Below are 23,259 nucleotides of genomic sequence, written 5' to 3'. Positions count from 1 at the left end.
GAGTGTGATCAGCATGTCCGCCGAGCGCCCGTCCGACCGGGACGACCCAGCCGTCCGGCACCGCGCCGCCCCCTCCGGCACGTCGGCCGCCCCGGCGGCACCACGCGGGATCGCCGTCACCGTGCGGCGGAAAGCCGCACGCGCCGCGGCGCTGCTGCCCGCTCTCGCCCTTGCGCTCGGGGCCGCGCCGGCCGCCGCCTCGGGGGACACCTCGCGGCCGGTGCTCGGCGACTGCGGCGCCGGAGAGCTGTGCCTGTGGGAGAACCCGGACTTCACCGGGAAGCGGCTCGCCTTCGAGCTCGCCGGCACACCCATCGAGAGCTGCGTCGTGCTCCCACCCGGGCACACTGCGGACGCGTACGCCAACCGCACCGGCCGGCCCGTGACCCTCTACCAAAGCCGGGAGTGCGGCACGACAGGCGAGTTCCACACCCACCCCTCCGGCTCCTGGACGCCCCGCTCGGCCTACCAGGTCCGCGCCTTCAAGATCTGGGAGCGCTGAGATGGCACGGACGTGCCGAGGGGCCCCGGCCCGCGGCCGGGGCCCCTCGGCGGGGGAGTCGCGCGTTCCCGCCGGGTCAGGCGTCGCCGCCCGCGGTGCCCGGGTCGGCGGCGGACACCTCCAGCAGCTGGTACCGGTCCAGCGCCTGCTTCAGCGCGGACCGGTCGATGCGGCCTTCCCGCGCCAGCTCGGTGAGCACACCCAGCACGATCGACGGGGCGTCGATGTGGAAGAACCGCCGGGCGGCCCCGCGCGTGTCGGCGAAGCCGAATCCGTCCGCACCCAGCGACTGGTACGTGCCCGGCACCCAGCGTGCGATCTGGTCCGGCACGCCGCGCTCCCAGTCCGAGACGGCCAGCTTCGGACCGTCGGCCCCCTGGAGCTTCCGCGTCACGTACGGGACACGCTGTTCCTCCTCCGGGTGCAGCAGGTTGTGCCGCTCCACGTCGACCGCCTCGCGCCGCAGCTCGTTCCACGACGTCGCCGACCACACGTCGGCGCGGACGTCCCATTCCTCCGCGAGGATCTGCTGGGCCTCCAGCGCCCACGCGAGGGCCACACCCGAGGCGAGGATCTGCGCGGGGTGGGTCCCCCGCTCGCCGGCCCGGTAGCGGTAGAGGCCCTGCAGAATGCCGTCGACGTCGACGTTCTCCGGCTCCGCCGGCTGCTGGATCGGCTCGTTGTAGACGGTCAGGTAGTAGAAGACGTCCTCGCTGTCCTCGCCGTACATCCGGCGCAGACCGTCCTTGACGATGTGCGCGATCTCGAAGCCGAACGCCGGGTCGTAGGCCACGCACGCAGGGTTCGTCGCGGCCAGCAGCATGGAGTGGCCGTCCGCGTGCTGCGTGCCCTCGCCCGTCAGCGTCGTCCGTCCGGCGGTCGCGCCCAGCACGAAGCCGCGCGCCAGCTGGTCGGCCATCTGCCAGAACTGGTCGCCGGTCCGCTGGAAGCCGAACATCGAGTAGAAGACGTAGACCGGGATCAGCGGTTCGCCATGGGTGGCGTACGCCGAGCCCGCCGCGATCAGCGAGGCCGTGCAGCCCGCCTCAGTGATGCCGTCGTGCAGCAGTTGCCCGGTCGGCGACTCCTTGTACGCCAGCAGCAGCTCGCGGTCCACCGACTCGTACGTCTGGCCCAGCGGGTTGTAGATCTTGGCCGACGGGAAGAACGAGTCCATTCCGAAGGTGCGGTACTCGTCCGGCGCGATCAGCACGAACCGTTTGCCGATCTCCTTGTCCCGCATGAGGTCCTTCAACAACCGCACGAAGGCCATCGTGGTGGCGACCTGCTGCTGCCCCGACCCCTTCCTGACCGTGGCGTAGGCCTTGTCCCCGGGCTGCGGCAGCGGCTCCGCCCGTACCACCCGGGTCGGCACGTAGCCGCCGCACTCCTTGCGTCGGTCGTGCATGTACTGGATCTCGTCCGAGTCCCTTCCCGGGTGGAAGTACGGCGGCGCGCCGGACTCCAGCTCGCTGTCGGGGATGGGCAGGTGGAGCCGGTCGCGGAAGTGCTTCAGGTCGTCGACCGTCAGCTTCTTCATCTGGTGCGTGGCGTTGCGGCCCTCGAAGTTCGGCCCGAGCGTCCACCCCTTGACCGTCTGCGCGAGGATCACGGTGGGCTGGCCCTTGTGCTCCTTGGCCGCCTTGTAGGCCGCATACACCTTGCGGTGGTCGTGGCCGCCGCGGCCCAGGTGCAGGATCTGGTCGTCGGTCATGCCCTCGACCATGGCCCGCAGGCGCTGGTCGCCGCCGAAGAAGTGGTCGCGGATGTAGGCACCGGACTCGGTGGCATACGTCTGGAACTGCCCGTCCGGGGTGGTGTTCAGCTTGTTCACCAGCACCCCGTCGCGGTCGCGGGCCAGCAGCGGGTCCCAGGACCGGTCCCACACCAGCTTGATCACGTTCCAGCCGGCGCCGCGGAAGGCCGACTCCAGCTCCTGGATGATCTTCCCGTTGCCCCGCACCGGCCCGTCCAGCCGCTGAAGGTTGCAGTTGACCACGAAGGTCAGGTTGTCCAGGCCCTCGCGCGCCGCGATGGACAGCTGTCCCAGGGACTCCGGCTCGTCCATCTCGCCGTCGCCCAGGAACGCCCACACGTGGGACTGCGAGGTGTCGCCGAGCCCCCGGGCCTCCATGTAGCGGTTCATCCGCGCCTGATAGATCGCACTGATCGGGCCCAGGCCCATCGAGACGGTGGGGAACTCCCAGAAGTCCGGCATCATCCGTGGGTGCGGATAGCTGGACAGGCCGTTCGGCGCCTTCGACTTCTCCTGCCGGAAGCCGTCGAGCTGCGCCTCGGTCAGCCGGTCCAGCAGGAACGCGCGCGCATAGATGCCCGGGGACGCGTGCCCCTGGAAGAAGACCTGGTCACCGCCCCTTCCGTCGTCCTTGCCCCGGAAGAAGTGGTTGAAGCCGACGTCGTAGAGCGACGCCGAAGAGGCGAAGGTGGCGATGTGGCCGCCCACGCCGATGCCGGGCCGCTGCGCTCTGGAGACCATCACCGCGGCGTTCCACCGGGTCGCGTTGAGGATCTTGCGCTCGACCTCTTCGTCGCCGGGGAAGAACGGCTCGTTCTTGGTCGCGATGGTGTTGACGTAGTCCGTGCTCCGCATCTCCGGCACGGCGACGCGCTGGGCGCGGGCCCGTTCGATGAGGCGGAGCATGAGGTAGCGGGCACGTTCCCGGCCGCGCTCGTCGACCGCCGCGTCGAGAGAGTCGAGCCACTCCTGGGTCTCTTCGGGGTCGAAGTCCGGGACCTGGCTGGGAAGGCCGCCAATGATGATCGGGGTGCGATCGGATCCGGAAGCCACGCTGTTCCTTCGCTGCTCGGTGGTGATCTCCGGCCGGGTCCGGTCATGGGCCGGGCCGGATGATCTCTTGCTGGCTGCGCCGCCTCCATCGTGTACCGCGACCGGGCGTACGTCACCCCTACCGAGGGGTAACCGCGTGTCCGTCCTGGCGGTACGGCGCCGCGATCGTCGGGCGCGGCCGAAATCCCACCCTACGCCCGGGAGAGCGCCGACGGCGGATGCTGTGGTGCGATGTGCCACGGATCGTGCATTGTGGGGGGAGACGTCGACGTTTGCGCGGGACGGAGCGCCGGGTACTTGCGCGATCCGCCCCGCCCGTGTGGACTACGCCCAAAGCCTCGCGCGAAGGGCGAGGCCGCAACCCTTGTACCGGAACATGACAGGAGGCAATCCGTGAGCGCGACCGCGGACCACGCGGAGGAGCGGACCAACCCCGCCGCAAGGCTGGGTTTCCAGCCCGGGATGGTGGTCCAGGAGCTCGGCTACGACGACGACGCCGAGCAGGCACTCCGTGAGGGAATCGAGGCCATCACGGGCACCGAACTCGTCGACGAGGATCACGACGATGTCGCGGACGCCGTGGTGCTGTGGTTCCGCGAGGAGGACGGCGACCTGACGGACGCGCTGGTGGACGCCACCACCATGATCGACGAGGGCGCCCCTGTCTGGCTGCTGACGCCGAAGACCGGCCGAGACGGTTACGTCGAGGCCAGCGACATCGGCGAGGCCGCGCAGACCGCAGGCCTCGCCCAGACCGGCAACGTCAACGCCGGCAAGGACTGGACCGGCTCCCGGCTGATGACCCCCAAGGCGGCCAAGTCCGGTAAGCGCTGAGCGGGCCCCGACCCTTCTCGCGCCCCGTCCCGACGCACGTCGCGGCACTCCGACCGTCCCCGGCAGCCCAGGCTGCCGGGGACGGTCGTTCCCGGCCTGCGTAGGCTGGGCGGGTCACTCAACGCAACCGGAGGAGATCCCTGGCATGCAGCCCCTCGAGGTCGGCACCAAGGCCCCTGACGTCACCCTCAAGAACCAGCACGGCGAGACCGTCACCCTCGCCGGGTTCAAGGGTGAGAAGAACGTCGTCCTGCTCTTCTACCCCTTCGCCTTCACCGGCGTGTGCACGGGTGAGCTGTGCGCCCTGCGTGACGAGCTGCCCACGTTCTCCGGGGACGATGTGCAGCTGCTCGCGGTCTCGTGCGACTCGCCCTTCACCCTTCGGGTCTTCGCCGAGCAGGAGGGCCTGGAGTACCCCCTGCTGTCGGACTTCTGGCCCCACGGCGAGGTCGCCCGCGCGTACGGTGTCTTCGATGAGGAGAAGGGCTGTGCGGTGCGCGGCACCTTCATCATCGACAAGGAGGGCGTGATCCGTTGGACCGTCGTCAACGGCCTGCCGGACGCGCGCGACCTGGGTGACTACGTCAAGGCGCTGGAAACCCTCTGAGTGAACCGGTGGGGTGAGGGGAACCGCTCACCGGCATCCACTCGTTGACCCAGCGGCATCCGTTCAGTCCACGGGGGCACGCCGTGCTCCTCACGAACAATTCTCAGGAGGACTCGTGGGAGTCAGCCTCAGCAAGGGCGGCAACGTCTCGCTGACCAAGGAAGCCCCGAACCTGACCGCCGTGATGGTCGGTCTCGGCTGGGACGCCCGCACCACCACCGGCACCGACTTCGACCTGGACGCCAGCGCCCTGCTGGCCAACGGCGAGGGCAAGGTCGGCAACGACAAGAATTTCATCTTCTTCAACAACCTCAAGAGCCCCGACGGGTCCGTCGAGCACCTCGGCGACAACCTCACGGGTGAGGGCGAGGGCGACGACGAGGTCATCAAGGTGAACCTCGCCGGTGTGCCCGCGGACGTCGAGAAGATCGTCTTCCCCGTCTCGATCTACGAGGCCGAGACGCGCCAGCAGAGCTTCGGCCAGGTGCGTAACGCGTTCATCCGCATCGTCGACCAGGCGGACAACAACGAGCTGGCCCGCTACGACCTCAGCGAGGACGCCTCGACCGAGACGGCCATGGTCTTCGGCGAGCTGTACCGCCACGGGGCGGAGTGGAAGTTCCGTGCGGTCGGCCAGGGCTACGCCTCCGGCCTGCGCGGCATCGCGCAGGACTTCGGGGTCAACGTCTGAGCCGTACGGCGAGGACGTCCACCTGATCTCGGCAAGGCACGGCGCCGCAGGCTTCCCGGTCGGGGAAGTGTGCGGCGCCGTGTGCGTGCAGCACACTCGGGCCACACACTTCGGAGAGGAAGCAGCACATGAGCGTGACGCTCGCCAAGGGGGGAAACGTCTCCCTCTCGAAGGCCGCACCCAACCTCACACGGGTCGAGATCGGTCTCGGCTGGAAGGCCCGCTCCACCACCGGCGCCGGCTTCGACCTGGACGCCAGCGCCCTGCTGTGCGGTGCCGGCCGGGTGCTCGGTGACGAGTACTTCGTCTTCTACAACAACCTCAAGAGCCCCGACGGCTCCGTCGAGCACACCGGTGACGAACTCGTCGGCGGTACCGGGAGCGACGACGACGAGACGGTCCTGGTGGATCTGGAGCAGGTCCCTGCGCAGGTCGACCAGATCGTGTTCCCCGTCTCCATCTACGACGCCGAGACCCGCAGACAGACCTTCGGGCAGGTCACCGACGCCTACATCCGGGTGCTCAACCAGGACGACGGCCAGGAGATCGCACGTTACGACCTCACCGAGGACGCCTCCTCCGAGACGGCGATGATCTTCGGCGAGCTGTACCGGCACGGGGTGGAGTGGAAGTTCCGTGCCGTGGGACAGGGGTACGCGTCGGGCCTCCGGGGCATCGCCCTAGACTTCGGAGTCAACGTTTCGTAAAGAGGCCCGGCCCACAGCCCCGGCAAGTTGAGAGATTGGGTAACCAGTGATCCTGAGAACCTTCGGCTGGTCCTTCGGCGTCACCGCCGCGGGTCTTGCCCTGGCCGCGTTCTTCTGGGGCTGGAAGGGCTTCGCCGTGGTGGCGATTCTCTCCATCCTGGAGATCTCGCTGTCGTTCGACAACGCGGTCGTCAACGCCGGTGTGCTGAAGAAGATGAACGCCTTCTGGCAGAAGATCTTCCTCACCATCGGCATCCTGATCGCGGTCTTCGGCATGCGGCTGCTCTTCCCCGTCGTCATCGTCGCCGTGAGTGCGGGCGTCGGCCCCATCGAGGCCGTGCAGCTCGCCGTCGACGATCCCGACCGGTACGAGCAGCTGGTCACGGACGCGCACCCGTCGATCGCCGCGTTCGGTGGCATGTTCCTGCTGATGATCTTCCTGAACTTCATGTTCGAGGAGCGGGAGCACAAGTGGTTCCCGTGGCTGGAACGTCCCCTCGCGAAGCTCGGCCGGGTGGAGATGCTCTCCGTGTGCGTCGCCCTGATCACCCTGCTGATCTCGGCGATGTTCCTCGCCACACACGCCCACCAGTACGGCGGCGAACACGCGGACAAGTCGTCCACCGTCCTCCTCGCCGGCGTCGCCGGCCTCGTCACCTACCTCCTGGTGCACGGCCTCTCCAGCCACTTCGAGAACAAGCTCGAGGAAGAGGAGGAGCGTGAGGAGGAGGCCGTTGAGGCGGCCCGCAAGGCCGGCAAGGACCCGAGCGCCGTCGGCCTGGCCGGCAAGGCGGCGTTCTTCATGTTCCTCTACCTGGAGGTGCTGGACGCGTCGTTCTCGTTCGACGGCGTGATCGGCGCCTTCGCGATCACCAACCACATCTTCTGGATGGCGCTCGGCCTCGGCATCGGCGCGATGTACGTCCGTTCCCTCACGGTCTACCTGGTCCGCCAGGGCACCCTGGACGACTATGTCTACCTCGAGCACGGCGCGCACTACGCCATCGGCGTGCTCGCCGCCATCCTGCTCATCACCATCCGCTTCCAGATCTCCGAGGTGGTCACCGGCCTGGCCGGCGTGGCGCTCATCGCCTGGTCGTTCTGGTCGTCGGTCCGGCGCAACCGTGCGCTGGAGAGAGAAGGGGAGGAGCCGGAGAAGACCGAGGTCACCTCCGGCGTCTGACGCCCGGCGGCCGGCACCCCTGACTTCCCGTCAGGGGTGTCAGGGCCGTCCGATTGCGGAACGCTTCCCTCGGGGCGGCACCGAGCCCGGCTCGGTGCCGCCCCGACCGGCATGCGGCCTGGAACGAGTCTGTGGGGTGGGTACGAGATGGTCTCCCTGTGGGAGAACTGGCGGCAGGGCATGGGCAAGTGGCCGAAGTTCGACACGGTCGGCGGCCCTTCGACCTACGCGGTGGAGCTCACCCGCCGCCACCCCGTGGTGTCGCTGACCAAGCAGGGCGCCGACAGCGGAAGCCTCCAGGTCAACCTCTCCTGGCAGATGCACACCTCCGACTTCACCCGTCGCAGCAGCCTGTCGAGCTCCTTACGACACCCGCTGCGGTCGCTCAAGCCCGAGGTCGTGCAGGCCCACACCCGCGGAGTGGACAAGGTCGACCTGGACCTGGCCTGCATGTACGAACTGGCCGACGGGAACAGGGGCGTGGTCCAGCCCCTGGGCTCGCTCTTCGGTGACTTCCAGGCCGCCCCGTTCGTCAAGCTCACCGGTGACGACCGGTTCGGCGCCCCGTCCGGTGAGACGATCTACGTCAACCTCGACCACAAGGACGAGATCAAGCGCCTGCTCTTCTTCGTCTACATCTACGACAACACCCCCGCCTTCGACCGTGCGAAGGGACTCCTCACCGTCATCCTCAGCAACGGTGCCCGCATCGAGGTCGGTCTGGAGGAGCGCGCCCCGCAGGCCCGCTCCTGCGCCGTGGTGCTCATGCAGCACGAGAAGGGCGAACTCGTCGTCCGCCGCGAGGTCCGGTACGTGTACGGCTTCCAGTCGGAGCTGGACCGGCTCTACGGCTGGGGCCTGCACTGGGGGCGGGGCTACAAGACCGACCGTGTCTGACCCCGCCTGCGGGATCGGACCGTACGCCCGCCCGCGCCGGCGCCCGCCCCCGCGTCAGCGCCGCAGGAACTGCGGCCCCTGCGGCGGCAGCGTGAAAGCGGGGTCCGGCTGCTGCGGGTAGCCGTACGCGGGCTGCGGGTAGCCGTACGCCGGCTGGGTGCGCGGCGGGTGCTGCGGCGGCATCGGGTAGCCCGTACCGCCGCCCGGGCCGGGCTGCGGATAGCCGTACGGCGCCGTCGCCTGCTCGTCGGACGCGGCGAACGCGCCCACGCCCGCCGGGCGCGGCTGCGGGTCCGGCCCCGGCGGTTCGGGCATCGGCCCCGGGCCGGGCGGCACCGGTCCCGGACCCGGCGGTTCCGGCGCGGGCCCCGGCTCGGGCTCGGGATGCGGCTCCGGGCGCGGTTCCGGCACCGGCGACGGCTCGGGGAAGTCGGGCTCGGACGGCGGATCGGGCACCGTGCCCCCTGCAGCAGCGGATGCGGCGGCGTCCGCCTCGTCGGCCACCGTGATCCCGAACTCGGACGCCAGCCCCGTAAGCCCGGTGTCGTAGCCCTGACCCAGTGCCCGGAACTTCCACCCCTCGCCGCGCCGGTACAGTTCGCCGCAGATCATCGCGGTCTCCGAACCGGTCTCCGGCTCGATGTCGAAGGCCGCCAGCGCCTCACCGTTCGCGGTGTCCTGCAGGGTCAGCCGCAGCCCGGAGACCTGCGCGAACGTCCCGCCGTCTGCCGAGGCCACCAGCAGGATCCGGTGCACCTCCTCCTCCAGCGCGGAGACGTCGGCCTGCACCGCGTCGGTCGTGCCGTTCCCGTCCCGGCCCTTCCCCAGATGCCGGATGCGGCCGGAGGGGTGCCGCGGCTGGTTGTAGAAGACGAAGTCGTCGTCCGCACGCACCCGGCCCGCGGCACCCAGCACCAGCGCGGACGCGTCCACGTCGGGCACCCCGGCGCCGGACGGCGTCCAGCGGAGCACGGCCCGCACCGCCGAGGCCGCCAGCGGAACGTTCGAGCCCTTGAGCATCGTGTGCGTCATACGTTCAATCCTGCCTTCCCGGCACACCCCCGGACAACGCGGGTGCCCCGCGGGTACCTCCGGGTAACGCGGATTTCACCTCCGCGGGAACTCCGCAGCCCCTCCCGAACGTACGATGAGCGGCCGGATCCCGTCGTTCCGGGACAGGACGGCAGGGAACGCGGCACACGGGGAGGCGGTTGTTTCATGCGGCACTTCGGGCATCTCCCGACACACCTCCGGCGCGAGCTGTTTCACCGCGAACCGGTCGCGTTCGACGTCGGCACGCCGCAACGCCTGCTCAGCACGTGCCTGGGCGCGACCCTCTACAGCCCCGCGACCCGCCCGCAACTCGCCGCCGACATCGTCAAGCAGGCCGGGCGCGGGGTCGTCTCCATGGTGCTCTGCCTGGAGGACTCCATCGACGACGCCGACGTGGCGGCGGCCGAGGACAACCTCGTGCGGCAGTTCGCCGCCCTGCCTCCCGGCCGGTCGGGGGACCGGCTGCCGCTGCTGTTCGTCCGCGTGCGGACGCCCGGGCAGATCACCGACCTGATCCGCCGCCTGGGACGCGGCGCCGAACTCCTCGCCGGGTTCGTGCTCCCGAAGTTCACCGAGGACCGCGGTGTGCCTTTCCTGGAAGCCGTGACCGAGGCCGAGGCACTCGCCGAACGGCGACTTTTCGCCATGCCCGTGCTGGAGTCGCCGGAGCTGCTCCACCTGGAGAGCCGGGCCGAGACCCTGGCGGGGATCTCGAGGGCCGTCACCAAGTACCGGGACCGCGTGCTCGCCCTGCGTCTCGGCGTCACCGACTTCTGCTCCGCGTACGGGCTGCGGCGTACGCCCGAGATGACCGCCTACGACGTGCAGCTCGTCGCCGGCGTCATCGGAGACGTGGTCAACGTCCTGGGCCGCGCCGACGGCACCGGCTTCACGGTCACCGGCCCGGTGTGGGAGTACTTCCGCCTGCAGGAACGTATGTTCAAGCCGCAGCTGCGCAGCAGCCCCTTCCACAGCGGCCGTGCGGAGGCGCTGCGCGCCGAGCTGATCGAACACGACATGGACGGCCTGCTGCGCGAGATCGAGCTGGACCGCGCCAACGGCCTGCTCGGCAAGACCTGCATACACCCCTCGCACGTGGCGCCGGTCCACGCGCTGTCCGTCGTCTCGCACGAGGAGTACAGCGACGCGACCGACATACTGCGCCCGGAGCGCGGGGGCGGAGGCGTGCTGCGCTCCGCGTACACGAACAAGATGAACGAGGTGAAGCCGCACCGCGCGTGGGCCGAACGTACGCTGCTGAGGGCCGAGGCCTTCGGCGTGGCGCGCGAGGGTGTGGGCTTCGTGGAACTGCTGGCGGCTGGAGTCAGGTGAGCGAGGACGTGACAGAACGGATACCGGGTCCGGGCGGCGGAGTCTGGCCGGGGGAGTGGGTCGCACGCGAGCTGGGCGTCGAACTGACCGGCGGCGTGCGGGAGCTGGTCGGCCTCGCGCTGCGGCGCAACCCCAAGCGTGCGCACCTGCTGGTCTCGGACGTGCTCGGCAAGCACGTTCCGCAGCGGCCGCAGCGCGTGTACGGCGCGGGTCTGGAGCTCGGCCGCCGGGTGCGGGAACTCCTCGCGCCGGGCCACTCCGCCGACGGTGCTGCCGGCGCCGACGGCGGCGTCACCGACGACGAAGCCGCGCTGCGCGGCACCGTGGTCCTCGGTTACGCCGAGACCGCCACCGGACTGGGCCACGCGGTCGCCGACGGCCTGGGCCCGGTGCCGTACCTGCACTCCACACGCCGCAGGGTCCCCGGCGCGACCCAGGCGGGAACGTTCGAGGAGAGCCACAGCCACGCCACCGGCCACCTGCTGCTCCCCGAAGACCCGGCGCTGCTCGCCGGAGACGGTCCGCTGGTGCTGGTCGACGACGAGTTCTCCACCGGCAACACCGTCCGGAACACTCTTCGCGCGCTGCACGCCCGGTACCCGCGACGGCGGTACGTCGTCGTCGCCCTGGTCGACATGCGGTCCGCCGAGGACCGGGCCTCCCTGGAGAAGTTCGCCGCCGAACTGGGCTCCACCGTCGACGTCGTGGCCCTCGCCACCGGGGGTGTCCGGCTCCCCGCCGACGCACTGGAGCGCGGCCAGGCCCTCGTCGCCCAGCACGACCCCGCCGCCTCGGCCAGCCCCGAACAGGCCACTGCCGCCACACCCGCCGCCGTCCCCGCCACCGCCCGCCGGATCGACCTCGGCTGGCCGCTCGGTGTCCCCGACGGCGGACGCCACGGCTTCCTGCCCGCCCACCGGGCACGCCTGGAGACCGCACTGCCCGGCATGGCCGCCCGCCTCGCCGACGGGCTCGCCGCGGCGGGCGTCCCGGCCGGACCGGAGCACCCCCCGGGCCCGCCGCACGCGCCGCGCGTGCTCGTGCTGGGCTGCGAGGAGCTGATGTACGTTCCCATCCGGCTCGCCTGCGCCCTGCAGGACCACCTCGGCGACCGCGCCGAGGTCCGCTTCTCCACCACCACCCGCTCGCCCGTCCTCCCCGTCGACGACCCCGGGTACGCCATCCGCACCCGCCTCGCCTTCCCCGCACACGACGACCCGTCCGACGGCCCCGGCGAGCGCTACACCTACAACGTCGCCCCCGGAGCCGACCCGGCCCGCCGCTTCGACGCCGTCGTCGTCCTCACCGACACGCCGGGGGACACCCCCGACCTGCACGCCGCAGGCGGCCTCCTCGCCCGCCTCGCGCCGCACACCGGCGCCGTCCTGCTCGCCGTCGTGCCCTCCCACACCCCGCTGCCGCAGCCGCTGCGCGGCCCCTTCTTCTCCTCCTACGACCCCGAGGACGTGGGCTGGCTCCTCCAGGACCTGTCCGACGTCACCCTGGAGGCGCCCACCGAGGAACGCGAAGAGGCCATCCAGCGCGGGGGCGCGCACTACGCGGAGTCGCTGCCCGTCGAATACCAGCCCAGCGAGGAGTACCAGCGCCTCTTCCACAGCGCCCTGGACACCTCCGCCGCCCGCATCGCGCGCGCCGTCGGCACCGTCACCGAGACCGTGCTCGCCGAACGCGGCCACGGCGCCGTCCTCGCCTCCCTCGCCCGCGCCGGCACGCCCGTCGGCGTGCTGATGCGGCGGTGGGCCCGGTACGCGCACGACCTGGACCTGCCGCACTACACGCTGTCCATCGTCCGGGGCCGCGGCATCGACACCAACGCGCTGCGCCATCTCGCCGCCCGCCACGAACCGTCCGGCGTCGTCTTCGTCGACGGCTGGACCGGCAAGGGCGCTATCACCCGCGAACTCGCCGCCGCCCTCGAACCGTTCCCCGGCTTCGACCCGGAAATCGCGGTGCTCGCCGACCCCGGCGGCTGCGTACGCACCTACGGCACCCGCGAGGATTTCCTCATCCCCTCCGCCTGCCTCAACTCCACCGTCTCCGGCCTCGTCTCCCGCACCGTGCTGCGTGCCGACCTGGTCGGCCCGCACGACTTCCACGGCGCCAAGTTCTACCGCGAACTGGCCGGCGCCGACCTCTCCCGCCACTTCCTCGACGCCGTCGCCGCCCGCTTCGCCGACGTGCGCGACGCGGTCGCCGAGGACGTCCGCGCCCTGCTCGCCGCCGACCCGGCCGACCGCGCCCCCACCTGGGCCGGCTGGCGGGCCGTGGAGCGCATCAGCGACGCGTACGGCATCGGAGACGTCAACCTGGTCAAACCCGGTGTCGGCGAGACCACCCGGGTGCTGCTCCGCCGTGTTCCCTGGCGCATCCTGGCCCGCCGCGGCGCCGGCGCCGACCTCGACCACGTACGCCTGCTCGCCGAACAGCGCGGCGTGCCCGTCGAGGAGACCGACGACCTGCCGTACACCTGCGTGGGGCTCATCCACCCCCGCTACACACGAGGCGCCACCGGCGCCGACGGAAAGGCCGTCACGACGGCCGGAGAGGCCACGCGGTGACCACGCGCACGGAGAGCCCCCGCACCGCGAGCACGCTGTTCGCCAGCGACCTGGACCGCACGCTGATCTACTCGGCCGCCGCCCTGAACCTCACCGTCCCCGACCACCAGGCCCCACGCCTGCTGTGCGTCGAGGTCTACCAGCAGCGCCCGCTGTCCTACGTCACGGAGACCGCCGCCGGGCTGCTCCCGCAGGTCGCCGACGCCACGGTCTTCGTCCCCACCACCACCCGTACCCGCGAGCAGTACCACCGCATCCACCTGCCCGGCCCGCCCGCACGGTACGCCGTCTGCGCCAACGGCGGGCACCTGCTCGTCGACGGCGTCTCCGACCCCGACTGGCAGACCCACGTGCGCCGGAACCTCTCCGACTGCGCGCCGCTCGCCCAGATCCGCGACCACCTGCGCCGCACCGCCGACCCCGCGTGGCTGCTCAAGGAACGCGTCGCCGAGGACCTGTTCGCCTACCTCGTCGTCGACCGTGCCGAACTGCCCGACACCTGGGTCAAGGAACTCGCCGACTGGGCGGGCCCGCACGGCTGGACCGTCTCCCTCCAGGGACGCAAGATCTACGCCGTGCCGCGACCGCTCACCAAGAGCGCCGCCATCGCCGAGGTCGTCCGCCGCACCGGCGCCACGCGGACGCTCGCCGCCGGGGACTCCCTGCTCGACGCCGACCTGCTCGACCACGCCGACGCCGGCTGGCGCCCCGGGCACGGCGAACTCGCCGACACCGGATGGCACGCCCCGCACGTCACCGCGCTGCCCGAGCGCGGAGTCGCGGCGGGTGAACGCGTCCTGCGCGAGGCGCTGCGCGCCGCGTGAACGGCCTGCGGCCTGCCGCTCGTGTCCGGCGGTGCGGCGCGGGTGGCAGGCCCGTCCGGGTCAGCCGCAGCAGCCGCCTCCGCAGCAGCCACCGCCACCGCCGCCCGCCCCGGGCCCGGCAGCAGGGGCGCTCGCCGTGCCGCCGACCGCGACCGTGGACAGCAGCTTCACCGTGTCCTGGTGCCCGTCCGGGCACGGCGCGGGCGCGTCGGACTGCGCCATCGGGCGCCGAAGCTCGTACGTGGCTCCGCACTCGCGGCAGCGGTACTCGTAACGTGGCATGCGAGGCAGCATAGCGCCGCACGTCGTCCCAGGTCAGAGGAGAGTCCCCGAGGCAAGGGCACCGCGTCACCCGCCGGCCATCTCCCGCCGGATCTGATCCACCACCTCTTGCACGGCGTCCCGCACGGCGTCCAGCTCCGTCACGAAGCGCCAGTAGTCCGGTTGCCGCCCGGTCAGCCCCGCCACCGCACGGTCCACCCGCTCCACCGAGCGGTCCAGCGGCTGCGCGTGCCGCGGGTCCGGCGTGCTGCGACCGGCCATGGCCAGCCGCTGCGCGTCCCGGATCGCGAACCGCGCCTTCTCCACCTCGCGGGTGTGGTCGAAGCTCACCTCGTTCAGCCGCTGCAACCGGTCCCCGGCCGCCTTCACCGCCTCGTCGGTGGTGTTCAGCAGCGCCCGCACCGTCGCCAGCAGCGACGTCGCGTCGGGCCAGCGCTGCTCCTCCCGCGCCCGCTGCGCCTCCCCCAGCTTCTCCTCCGCCTGCCGCACGGCCCGCGCAGCCTCCTCGGGCACGCCCTGCAGGTCCTCCCAGCACGCCAGTGCGAAACGACGCCGCAGCTCGCTCAGCACCGGCTCGACCTTGCCCGCCCGGTTGTGCAGCGCCTGCGCGCGGGTCCGGAGCGACGCCAGCCGCTTGTCCGTCTCCGCCGCCCTTTCCGGCAGCCGGTCCGCCTCCCGCCGGATCGTCTCGGCCTCCCGCACGACCCGGTCGGCGCGGTGCAGCGTCTCCGCCACCCCGTGGCGCCCGGCGCCCTCGTTCAGTCGCGTCAGCTCCGGCGACAGCGCCGCCAGCCGCGCCGCCAGGTCGTCCGCCTGCAGCCCGGACGCCCGTACGGCCTCCAGCGCCGTCGTCGCCGCGAGCAGCCCCTGCCGGGCCCGCTCCACCGCCGGCGCGAGCTGCGCCAACTGCGTCTCCGCCCGGTCCAGCAGCGACCCCAGCCCCTGCCGGAACCGCTCCAGGTCCGCCTTCGTCCGCTCCAGCTCGCCCCGCGCCTGCTCCAGCTCGGTCCGCGCGCGGGCCGCCGTGCCCGCGTCCAGGTCGTCCCGGTCCAGGTCGTGCGCGTCCACGGCGGCGATGTAGCGGTGGCTCACCTGGTCGATCCGCGTCCCGAACTCCGCGAAGTCCGCGGCCGCCCTGCGCCCCTGCGGCGAGTCGTCCACGGCGGTGATCGTCTCGATGGAGATCCGCAGGTCACGCTGCGCCGTGTCCAGCTCGTAGAAGGAGGCGGCTGCGGCGTCCTTCGCGGCCTGCGCGTCAGCACGCTTGTTCTCGGCCCGGCCGCCGCCCCATCCCCATCGGCGGGTGCCGCCGCCGCTCGCTGTCACCTGTGTCTCTCCCCGTCGCCGCCGCCAGTGGATCGCCCGGTCATTCTCCCACCCGCCTCCCCGGAACACACGGCCCGCGGTTGCCCCCGGTCTGCGGCGGCAGGGTACTCTGTTCCCTCACCCCAGCTCGGGCGCATAGCTCAGCGGTAGAGCGCTGCCCTTACAAGGCAGATGTCACAGGTTCGATCCCTGTTGCGCCCACAGCCAGAGAAACAGCCTTGACCAGCGTGGCAGTCTCCTGCCGCCTCGTCGCAAGAGGCCTCGGACCAAGCGTCCGAGGCCTCTTGCGTGAGCGATGCGTGAACGGGCGTGTCAGCTCGTACTGCTGCGGGGGAGTGGCACCAGCTTGGCGGCGGCCTCAGCGACTGCTCGATCGACCTGCGGTAGGAGGTGGGCGTAGGTGTCCGAGGTGATCGCGATCGAGGAGTGCCCCAGCAGCTCCTTGATGTAGTGGATGTCTCCGCCGCCAGCGTGCGCGATCGTCGCCGCGCCGTGGCGAAGATCGTGCAGCCTCACAGGTGGAAGGCCGATCTCCTCGACCATCTCCATGAAGTGGTCGGTCACCTTCGATGGACGCAGCCAGTTGCCGTCCTCCTGCGTGAAGATGCGGCCTGTGTCCGTCCAGGCGGCGCCCGCCGCCATCCTCTCTTTCAACTGCCGTGCCCGGTGTTCCCGCAGAACCATTTCTGTGCGGCTGTCGAGGGCGATCGTGCGCGCACCTGAATCTGTCTTCGGGTCGTCCTCGTACACCGTCCAACCGTCTTGCACGATTTGCTTGGCCACGGTCAGCAGACCGGCGTCCAAGTCGATGTCCGTCCACCGTTGTCCGATGGCTTCGCCGCGTCGTAGACCGCGGAAGGTGATCAGGTGGAACAGCGCGTACAGCCGGTCGTCCATTGCGTGCTCAAGGAAACGGCCCATCTGTGTCGGTGTCCAGACCATGACGGCCGAGGGCTTTTCGCCGGTCTTCTGCCAGCGTTCGACGTGTTCCTCTGTCCACAGCACGCCCTTCGGCCGTTTGCCGGAGTCCATCTCTACGTGAGCGGCCGGGTTGAAGGTAATTCCGAAGCGCTGCTGTGCGATCGCATCGTTCAAAGCGGCCCGCAAGGTGGAGCGGATGCGCTGACGGGTGCCGGGGCCGACGGTGTGCCGGAAGGGGGGCATCTCAGCCAGCTTCGCTCGTTCCGCTGCCAACCGCCCACGCTCGGATACGGGCGGAACGCCGGGCTTCCCCCACTTGCACTTCGCCACCTGTTCGCGACGGTTCTGGTTCTCCACGACGATCGTCTCGTTGTCGTCCGCGATGGAGTCGAACATCTCGACGAGGTGCGATACCCGGAGCCGGTCCAGTCTCACGGGCCCGATGCGGGGCCTCAGGTGTTTACGGATGTTGATCTCGTCCCGGCTGATGCCCGTTCGTCGCCCGCGCCGTGAAGCGAGCCACTCATCCAGCCATTCCCCGACAGTCGTGTGCGAGGTCAGGGACTGGCCGGAGAGAAACCGGAGTTTGACTTGGTTCAGATCAGGGAGGGGTGCTTTCCGGTCACGGGAGACGTGTTCGAGCAGGTCGCCGATGCGGACTTGTCCGTCGGCGTCGTCGCCGTCAGGGAGCGCGAGCAGGGCGCGGACCGTGTCCAGGTCTTCCTGGGCCTCTTTTGCTGTGGTGTAGCCGGCGCGGGAGAAGGAGCGGCGGGTCCCGTCTTTCCGTGGTGGGAGTTCTTGCCGGAGGGCGTAGGTGCCGTGGCGCCGGTTGGTGAGCTGTGGGCACTTCTTGCCGAGCGGTTTGCCGTCCTCGTCGCGGCAGTAGCAGCGGCGGTAGGTGGATCCCTTCACGCTTTTCCTCGTCGTTCCGTGCCCTTGCCTGGGCGCTCGGGGTGGCTGTCGTGGCCGGGCGGGTTCCCGCCGAGGCCGCGCCCTCGCTTGCCGGACCGGCCGGGGCGCGCGTCGGTCTGCGAGGTGTCGCTGGGCCCGTGGGAGTCGTCGGCCTTCTCCTCGGGGCGCGGGAGGTCGGGGCGGGGGCTGTCGCGGTGCTTGTCATTCGAGGGGGCCGTGCTCGCCCCGGACTGCCCGGTGGTGGCCGGCCCGGCAGCGGGTGCCGGTGCGGTCGTCGGTTCCGGGGTGGGCGTGGGCGTGGCGCTGGGGGCTGGCTCTTTCTTCTTGTCCTTGTCGGTGGCCGGGCGCTCTCCGGTGGTCTTGGGGGCGGCGCCGACGGGTGCTGTGTCGGGGAGAGCGTGTTCGTCGGCCTCCGGCTCGGTGTCGGGCGCGGTCGGCGCGGGCGGCAGGTCGGACGGCGGGGCCTCTTTCGGCTGGAGAGGAGCGATGGAGAGCGTCGCGACGGCGGCGGCGGTGGTGAGCGTGGTGGTGGCCGCGGTGGCGAGGGCGGTCGGCCGCTGCGCCCGGTACATCTCGTTGGCCCAGTGGGCGGCGGCGGCCAGGGCGGTGCCTATTGCGGCGAGCCCGCCGGGGATCAGCGTCAGGTGGTTCTTGGTGTGGGGGGACGGCGGGACGGGCTTGTGGCCCGGCTGGTGGAGCTTGAGAACGATGTCGTAGCGCAAGTTGTTGAGCTGCCGCTCGTTCTCCTTGCTGCGGCGGTTGACCTTGAGGACGAAAGCGGCCACCACGCCCAGGGCGAGCGTGATGACCGCGCAGAACAGGTGAGTCATGTAAACCGTCCCTTCTTGCTGGGAAACGGTTACGGCCGTTGAACGCTCCGTGAAAGAGATGTGCGCCACTTGTGACACTTTTGTGACTACCCGACGTCTTGGTGTCCCGTCTCTCCGTCACCGGGGGTGATCTGGTGGCCTCGTCGGCGCAGCTCATCCCGCAGGACTTGCTCCTGTTCGGCGGGGGTGAGGGTCTCCCAGATAGCGAACAGTGCCCGCAGGCGCGGGTCGGACGGTTCGCCGGTGGCGGTGGGGTCCGGTGGTCGGGGTGTGGTGGTGAGTTTGCGCAGTTCCTCGGCGGCGTCGGCGCGGTCGCAACGTTCGAGCTGTTCGGCGGTGAGCCCGGTGACGTGTGCCATGCGGGCGAGGGTGTCCGGCGGGGCGTGGACGGGGATCTGCTGACCACTGACGGTCTGGTAGCCGCTGGTGATCTGCCGCCACCGGGCCTCGGAGAGGCCGGCGAGCCGGGCGGCTTTTCGTGCGGAGAGCCCCGCGCGTTTGAGGGCGTCCTTGAGGAGCGCGCCCTCGGGCGGGGGCTGGGGTCGCGTGCTCCTAGTCATGGCCCCAGAGCTTCGCATAACTACGCGCAAGTTACCAGTGTCGGATCCGGCCATCCCTCTCGTGAGTGAGCGCGTAGGTGGCGCGTAGGGCGCGCGTAGGAGGCGCGCATCCGTCACGACTTCGCGCGTAACTAGCGCGTAGTGGTTGAACTACGCGCAACTACGCGCTAATTTCGACCTATGACAGCCCCACGTCGAAGGCGGCCCAGGCGGCCGCTCAACCAGGAGCCCGAGGCGGTCACCTACGCGCGAGAGAAGGCCGGGCTGACCAAGCGGGCCCTCGCTGAGCAGTGCGGGATCTCCCCGCAACTCATGGGCGAGATCGAATCCGGCTGGCGCAATGCCACCCCGCGGGTGCTGCTCAGGCTCGCGGAGGCGCTGAACTGCCCGCTCGTCGTCCTGGAGGCCAAGCGCACCCTCACCCCCACACCTGCCGCCGAGCCGGCCCCGGCAGCAGCGCCGCCCGTGGCGTCCGTGGTGCCGGTCGAGGCGGGCGCCGTATGACCGCCGCGACCGGACGGAGCCCGCTCACCATCGCGGAAATCCTCGCCCTGCCCGCCGTCGTGCCGCTGTGGCCCGAGGTCGGCAGGGCCCTCGGCCTCGCAGAGTCCACCGCCTACCAGCTTGCGGCGGAGGGCCGCCTGCCGATCGAGGTGTTCACCCTCGGCCGCCGGCGCATGGCCCGCACCGTCGACCTCCACGCCTTCCTCGGCCTGGCCCCCCTGCGGGCCACCGAGGCACCGGCCCCTGCCCAACAGCAGGGCGGGCCGTCCCGGGACTGCCATCCCGGAACGGCCCTGTGAAGCGACCACCCACCTAACCCATCACAGAAGGAGGCGGCCGTGGCCATGAAGGCTAGCCGCAGAACCACCAGCCGCAGGAAGGCGGGCGAGGAGCCCGAGCTCGTCGCCCGCGCCCGCCGGCGCGATCCCGAAGCGTTCGCTGCCCTGTTCAACGAGACACGCGGCGAAGTGCAGCGCTACATCACCCACCGGGTGCGCGACCCGCACCTCGCGGAGGACCTGACCAGCGAGGTGTACGCCAAGGCCTGGCGCAATGTCCACACCTTCACCTGGCAGGGCACGCCGTTCATCGGGTGGCTCATCACCATCGCCCGCACCCTCGTCGCGGACCACTACAAGGCCGCCCGCACGCGCCGGGAGGTCCTGGAGTTCACCCCCGGCGAGACGTTCGCGGAGGACTGCACCCCCGTCGGGGCCATCACCACCAGCACCGAGGGCGCGGTCCTCGCCGCGATCACCCGGGAGCAGGTGCACACCGCCCTGGCCGCCCTGTCCGAGGACCACCGGCGGGTGCTGCTCCTCCAGATCTGGGCCGGCCTGACCTGCGCCCAGGTCGCCCACGCGATGGGCCTGCCCTCCACCGGGGCGATGAAGACCATGCGGCACCGGGCCCTCGGCTCGCTGCGCACCACGGACTTGATGGAGGTCGCAGCATGACCACGCTTAACGCGAACATCAAGCACGCCGACATGCTCGTGCGGCTCAACCTCCACCGCCACCTGGACGGCGTGGTGCGCCGGGTGGACCTGGACGTCATCTCCGCGAACATCGCGCGGGACCTGGACGAGGCCGGGATGCTCACCGACCCCGAGCGGTCCTACGGCCCTGTCCTCCAGCGGGACGAGGGCGGCAGGTGGGCCACCAGCGACGGCGGCGCCTCGGCCGCTGCTCCGGCGCCGCCCGCCGGGGCGCCGGAGATGCCCGCGGCTCTGGAGCGGGAGGCCGCGCTGTGGGTGCACAAGTGCCAGGCCGCGGCGACCATCGCCGCCCGCCTCCGAGCCGGCTGCAAGGACCGGCCGGAGGTGATGGGGATTCAGTCCGCGCAGGACACCGTGGTCGTCACGCTCAACATCACCGCTCTCGCGGACTTCGAGACGTGGGTCCAGTACGTGGCCGGTGACCGGCTCGGCGCGCGGAACCTCCGGTACGCGATGCGGGTGGTCGGTCACCTGGAGGACGTGCCGGTGCGGCTGATCGGCCACGGCGTGCCGGACCTCCTCGACGCCGCCACCCGTCGGCACGAGCCGGAGCCCGTGAGCCTGGAAGACTTCGAGCCCTCCAGCCCGCCCGCGCCGCCGGTCGACGAGGCACCCGCCGTCGAGGAGACGCAGCCCGCCCCGGCCCCGGCGCGCGGTGAGGACGAGGGCGACAGCTTCCCGGCCGCCGACGCCACGGTCGGGGGTGGGCAGGCATGACCGCGTACTCGGACCTGTTCACCGCACTCACCGGACGGCCCCTGACGGCCGAGGAGGCCCACCGCCTCATCGCGCTGCGGGACGACGAGGTCGCCCACGAACTCGCCGGCCGTCAGCGCGCCTACGCCGAAGACGCCTACCGCGTCGTTCCCGGCCAGTCCTCCACGACGGCGCGCACGTTCCGGCGGCAGAAGGCCGCGGCATTCAACGTCGCGGACCTGATCGACCCCCTCACCCAGGCCCCGCGCCCGTACCGGCCAGAGCCGCCCCAGGTGGTCAAGCCGGACGAGGACAGCCCCGCATGCCAGCTCGTGGCCGACCTGGAGCGACAGCCGGACGTGCGCCGCCTGGAGGCCACCGCCCCGGACGTCGTCGGCCTCGTCGTGGAGCCCTCGTCGCTGCACGGGTGGCGGTGGTGGCTGGACCGCACCCGCGCGGGCGGCGTCACGCACTTCGGCCGCTCCGCGAAGGCCACCGGCCACCGCGACGGAGTGCGCATCGACCTCGTCGGCCAGGGCGTGAGCGACCTCTTCGCCGCCGCCCTCGGCACGCCCGCGCACCCGGCACACCCCGACTACCAGCACGACCGGCACGACCACGCCGCTCCCCACGTTCCGGGGCAGCGCGGCGGACACCAGAACGGGAGCACCAACTGATGGAGTTCGCTTTCGCCCCGGCGACGCGGGAGTCCGCCATGGCCCGCATCGCCCTCCAAGGGCCTGCGGGGTCGGGGAAAACGAAGACCGCGCTGCGGCTGGCCGAAGGCCTCGCCGCCGGCGGGCCGATCGGCCTGGTGGACACCGAGCGGCGCTCCGCGCTCAAGTACGCGCCGGTGCCGGGCCGTCCGGACATCGAAGCCCACGAGTTCCTGCACCTCCCCATGGACAACCACGACCCGCGGAACCTCATCAAGGCCGTACGGGTCGCGGAGACCGCGGGTGTCGCGGTGCTGATCGTGGACACCTGGTCGCACTTCTGGAACGGCCGCGGCGGGCTGCTGGAGATCGTGGACCAGGCCGGTCAACGGCCCGGCTCCGGCGGCTCCTTCGGCGCCTGGCGCGAGGCCAACCCGATCGAACAGGACATGCTCGACGCCCTCCTCAACTTCCGTGGCCACCTCATCGTCACGATGCGCACCCGCGGCGACTACGTGATCGAGGGCACCAAGGTGAAGAAGGTCGGCATCAAGGCCGTGCAGCGTGAGGGCACGGAGTACGAGGTCGACGTGGTGATGGATCTCGTGGAGGGGACCGGCACCGTCACCAAGACCCGGTACACGCCGCTGGACGGCATGGTCGAGCACCACCCGGGCGAGGAGGTGGCCGCGGTCATCCTGGAACAGCTCGGCCAGGGCGTGAACCCCGTGGACGCGTTCCTTGAGGAGCTGTACGCGGAGGGGCAGACGTATCACGGCGCCCTCGCGTTGCACACCCGCGCGAAGGCGCGGAACCTCCTCGCCGCCGAGGCGGTACACCCGGTGACGGGAGAGGTGCGCCCGCTGGAGGAGCTGATCCGGGAACACGGCACGGCGCTCAAGGAGGCCGAGCAGCCGAAGCAGCCAACACAGCAGCAGGGCCAGGCTCCCGCCGGCCAGGGCGAGGCGCCGGCCCGCCCGGCGGAGCAGGCCCCCAACGGCCAGGAGGCCCAGCAGCAGGACGAGGGCGAGGATGCCCCGGCAACGGACGGGGAGTTGCACGCAGCCCTCGGCTCCGGGCACCCCGAGGTCGAGGCCGCCGCAGCGGAGGAGCTGGACCGCCGCGCATCCGGCCCCATCACCCCGGAGCAGATGAAGGAGGTCAGCGACCTCTTCCACCGGCTCGGCCAGAAGACACCGGACGCCAAACTCAACGCGGCCTCGCTCATCGTCGGCCGGCCGGTCCAGTCCCCGGATGCGCTCACCGCTCACGACGCCACCAGGTGCCTGGAGTTCCTGCACACCTACGTGGGCGCGCCGAACGGCCGGGAGCAGATGGAGGAAATGCTCCACCACCTCGCCGACGACGCGGTGCGCGACGGCGGGGAGCTGGGCGACCAGGTGACCGCTGTGAGGGCCGAGCACCCCGAGCCGCCGCCCGGCTCCAGCTACGACGACCGCGCGTGGGCCGCCGCCGCGGCCACGGCCGCCGGCGCCCACTGACCGCCCTGTGACTGGCGGGGGCCCGGCCGCCCCTAACCCCCTCCGGCCGGGCCCC

At 71.3% G+C, this 23,259-nt stretch carries 23 protein-coding genes and 1 tRNA gene; 17 read left to right on the top strand and 7 right to left on the bottom strand.

The window, feature by feature from the left end; translation table 11 throughout:
- The first annotated feature begins 109 nt into the window (after nt 1–109).
- A complete protein-coding gene (locus tag RM572_RS00910; RefSeq protein WP_394813506.1) occupies nt 110–502 on the top strand; it encodes a peptidase inhibitor family I36 protein in 393 nt (130 codons plus the stop codon).
- A 76-nt stretch (nt 503–578) separates the two neighbouring features.
- Here RM572_RS00910 and aceE read toward each other — a convergent pair whose 3' ends face one another.
- A complete protein-coding gene (gene aceE, locus RM572_RS00905; RefSeq protein WP_311671335.1) occupies nt 579–3,311 on the bottom strand; it encodes a pyruvate dehydrogenase (acetyl-transferring), homodimeric type in 2,733 nt (910 codons plus the stop codon).
- Between the two features lie 393 nt (nt 3,312–3,704).
- Between aceE and RM572_RS00900 the strand changes: the two genes are divergently transcribed.
- The 6 genes from RM572_RS00900 (at nt 3,705) to RM572_RS00875 (ending at nt 8,230) form a co-directional block, all read left to right on the top strand.
- Nucleotides 3,705–4,145, top strand: coding sequence for a DUF3052 domain-containing protein (locus tag RM572_RS00900; protein WP_027762895.1), 441 nt, complete (start codon nt 3,705–3,707; stop codon nt 4,143–4,145).
- A gap of 145 nt (nt 4,146–4,290) precedes the next feature.
- Complete coding sequence (locus RM572_RS00895) at nt 4,291–4,752, top strand: peroxiredoxin (protein WP_311671334.1); 462 nt, start codon at nt 4,291–4,293, stop codon at nt 4,750–4,752.
- A 115-nt stretch (nt 4,753–4,867) separates the two neighbouring features.
- The gene (locus RM572_RS00890) at nt 4,868–5,443 is read left to right on the top strand and encodes a TerD family protein (RefSeq protein WP_027762897.1); all 576 of its coding nucleotides are present in this window, start codon (nt 4,868–4,870) and stop codon (nt 5,441–5,443) included.
- 128 nt (nt 5,444–5,571) lie between these two features.
- Nucleotides 5,572–6,150, top strand: coding sequence for a TerD family protein (locus RM572_RS00885; protein ID WP_311671333.1), 579 nt, complete (start codon nt 5,572–5,574; stop codon nt 6,148–6,150).
- Nucleotides 6,151–6,196: 46 nt separating this feature from the next.
- The gene (locus RM572_RS00880) at nt 6,197–7,333 is read left to right on the top strand and encodes a DUF475 domain-containing protein (RefSeq protein WP_311671332.1); all 1,137 of its coding nucleotides are present in this window, start codon (nt 6,197–6,199) and stop codon (nt 7,331–7,333) included.
- A 147-nt stretch (nt 7,334–7,480) separates the two neighbouring features.
- Nucleotides 7,481–8,230, top strand: a complete 750-nt coding sequence (locus RM572_RS00875) for a Tellurium resistance (protein ID WP_311671331.1) — start codon at nt 7,481–7,483, stop codon at nt 8,228–8,230.
- Between the two features lie 54 nt (nt 8,231–8,284).
- On the opposite strand, the gene RM572_RS00870 is transcribed toward RM572_RS00875, so the two are convergent.
- On the bottom strand, nt 8,285–9,262 hold the full coding sequence (locus RM572_RS00870) for a TerD family protein (protein ID WP_311671330.1): 978 nt from the start codon (nt 9,260–9,262) through the stop codon (nt 8,285–8,287).
- Between the two features lie 186 nt (nt 9,263–9,448).
- Here RM572_RS00870 and RM572_RS00865 point away from each other — a divergent pair, with 186 nt between their 5' ends.
- Genes RM572_RS00865 through RM572_RS00855 form a run of 3 tightly spaced genes read left to right on the top strand, consistent with a single transcriptional unit; the run spans nt 9,449 to nt 14,018 of the window.
- Nucleotides 9,449–10,615, top strand: a complete 1,167-nt coding sequence (locus RM572_RS00865) for an HpcH/HpaI aldolase/citrate lyase family protein (RefSeq protein ID WP_311671329.1) — start codon at nt 9,449–9,451, stop codon at nt 10,613–10,615.
- 8 nt (nt 10,616–10,623) lie between these two features.
- The gene (locus tag RM572_RS00860; protein ID WP_311671328.1) at nt 10,624–13,194 is read left to right on the top strand and encodes a phosphoribosyltransferase; all 2,571 of its coding nucleotides are present in this window, start codon (nt 10,624–10,626) and stop codon (nt 13,192–13,194) included.
- Nucleotides 13,191–14,018 carry an HAD family hydrolase gene (locus RM572_RS00855; RefSeq protein WP_311671327.1) on the top strand — a complete coding sequence of 276 codons (828 nt, stop codon included), beginning with the start codon at nt 13,191–13,193 and terminating at the stop codon, nt 14,016–14,018. Before RM572_RS00860 ends, RM572_RS00855 begins: the two co-directional genes overlap by 4 nt.
- A gap of 60 nt (nt 14,019–14,078) precedes the next feature.
- Here the strand turns inward: RM572_RS00855 and RM572_RS00850 are convergent, their stop codons facing one another.
- Nucleotides 14,079–14,300, bottom strand: a complete 222-nt coding sequence (locus RM572_RS00850; protein WP_311671326.1) for an FmdB family zinc ribbon protein — start codon at nt 14,298–14,300, stop codon at nt 14,079–14,081.
- Between the two features lie 66 nt (nt 14,301–14,366).
- On the bottom strand, nt 14,367–15,626 hold the full coding sequence (locus tag RM572_RS00845; RefSeq protein WP_311671325.1) for a coiled-coil domain-containing protein: 1,260 nt from the start codon (nt 15,624–15,626) through the stop codon (nt 14,367–14,369).
- A 129-nt stretch (nt 15,627–15,755) separates the two neighbouring features.
- Between RM572_RS00845 and RM572_RS00840 the strand changes: the two genes are divergently transcribed.
- Nucleotides 15,756–15,827 (top strand) — tRNA-Val (locus RM572_RS00840).
- 111 nt (nt 15,828–15,938) lie between these two features.
- Here the strand turns inward: RM572_RS00840 and RM572_RS00835 are convergent.
- The 3 genes from RM572_RS00835 to RM572_RS00825 form a co-directional block, all read right to left on the bottom strand.
- Complete coding sequence (locus RM572_RS00835) at nt 15,939–17,459, bottom strand: site-specific integrase (protein WP_311671324.1); 1,521 nt, start codon at nt 17,457–17,459, stop codon at nt 15,939–15,941.
- Nucleotides 17,456–18,289 carry a hypothetical protein gene (locus RM572_RS00830; RefSeq protein ID WP_311671323.1) on the bottom strand — a complete coding sequence of 278 codons (834 nt, stop codon included), beginning with the start codon at nt 18,287–18,289 and terminating at the stop codon, nt 17,456–17,458. Before RM572_RS00830 ends, RM572_RS00835 begins: the two co-directional genes overlap by 4 nt.
- Before the next feature lie 86 nt (nt 18,290–18,375).
- On the bottom strand, nt 18,376–18,849 hold the full coding sequence (locus tag RM572_RS00825; RefSeq protein WP_311671322.1) for a helix-turn-helix domain-containing protein: 474 nt from the start codon (nt 18,847–18,849) through the stop codon (nt 18,376–18,378).
- A 180-nt stretch (nt 18,850–19,029) separates the two neighbouring features.
- On the opposite strand from RM572_RS00825, the gene RM572_RS00820 reads away from it, so the two are divergent.
- The 6 genes from RM572_RS00820 to RM572_RS00795 are packed head-to-tail and all read left to right on the top strand — an operon-like array spanning nt 19,030 to nt 23,204.
- Nucleotides 19,030–19,353, top strand: coding sequence for a helix-turn-helix domain-containing protein (locus RM572_RS00820; RefSeq protein WP_311671321.1), 324 nt, complete (start codon nt 19,030–19,032; stop codon nt 19,351–19,353).
- Nucleotides 19,350–19,652, top strand: coding sequence for a hypothetical protein (locus RM572_RS00815; protein WP_311671320.1), 303 nt, complete (start codon nt 19,350–19,352; stop codon nt 19,650–19,652). The genes RM572_RS00820 and RM572_RS00815 overlap by 4 nt, the downstream gene beginning before the upstream one ends.
- Before the next feature lie 45 nt (nt 19,653–19,697).
- Complete coding sequence (locus RM572_RS00810) at nt 19,698–20,309, top strand: RNA polymerase sigma factor (RefSeq protein WP_311671802.1); 612 nt, start codon at nt 19,698–19,700, stop codon at nt 20,307–20,309.
- Nucleotides 20,306–21,067: a BN159_2729 family protein gene (locus RM572_RS00805; protein WP_311671319.1), complete on the top strand. Its 762-nt coding sequence runs from the start codon at nt 20,306–20,308 to the stop codon at nt 21,065–21,067. The genes RM572_RS00810 and RM572_RS00805 overlap by 4 nt, the downstream gene beginning before the upstream one ends.
- Entirely contained in the window at nt 21,064–21,723 is a 660-nt protein-coding gene (locus RM572_RS00800) for a hypothetical protein (RefSeq protein ID WP_311671318.1), read from the top strand. Before RM572_RS00805 ends, RM572_RS00800 begins: the two co-directional genes overlap by 4 nt.
- Nucleotides 21,723–23,204 carry an AAA family ATPase gene (locus RM572_RS00795; RefSeq protein ID WP_311671317.1) on the top strand — a complete coding sequence of 494 codons (1,482 nt, stop codon included), beginning with the start codon at nt 21,723–21,725 and terminating at the stop codon, nt 23,202–23,204. The genes RM572_RS00800 and RM572_RS00795 overlap by 1 nt, the downstream gene beginning before the upstream one ends.
- Nucleotides 23,205–23,259 lie beyond the last annotated feature (55 nt).

The sequence above is a fragment of the Streptomyces hazeniae genome (assembly GCF_031845485.1).
GTDB classification, from domain to species: Bacteria; Actinomycetota; Actinomycetes; order Streptomycetales; family Streptomycetaceae; genus Streptomyces; species Streptomyces hazeniae.
The sequence above is the reverse complement of the archived record's forward strand: the minus strand, read 5'-3'. Positions and strand labels throughout refer to the sequence as shown.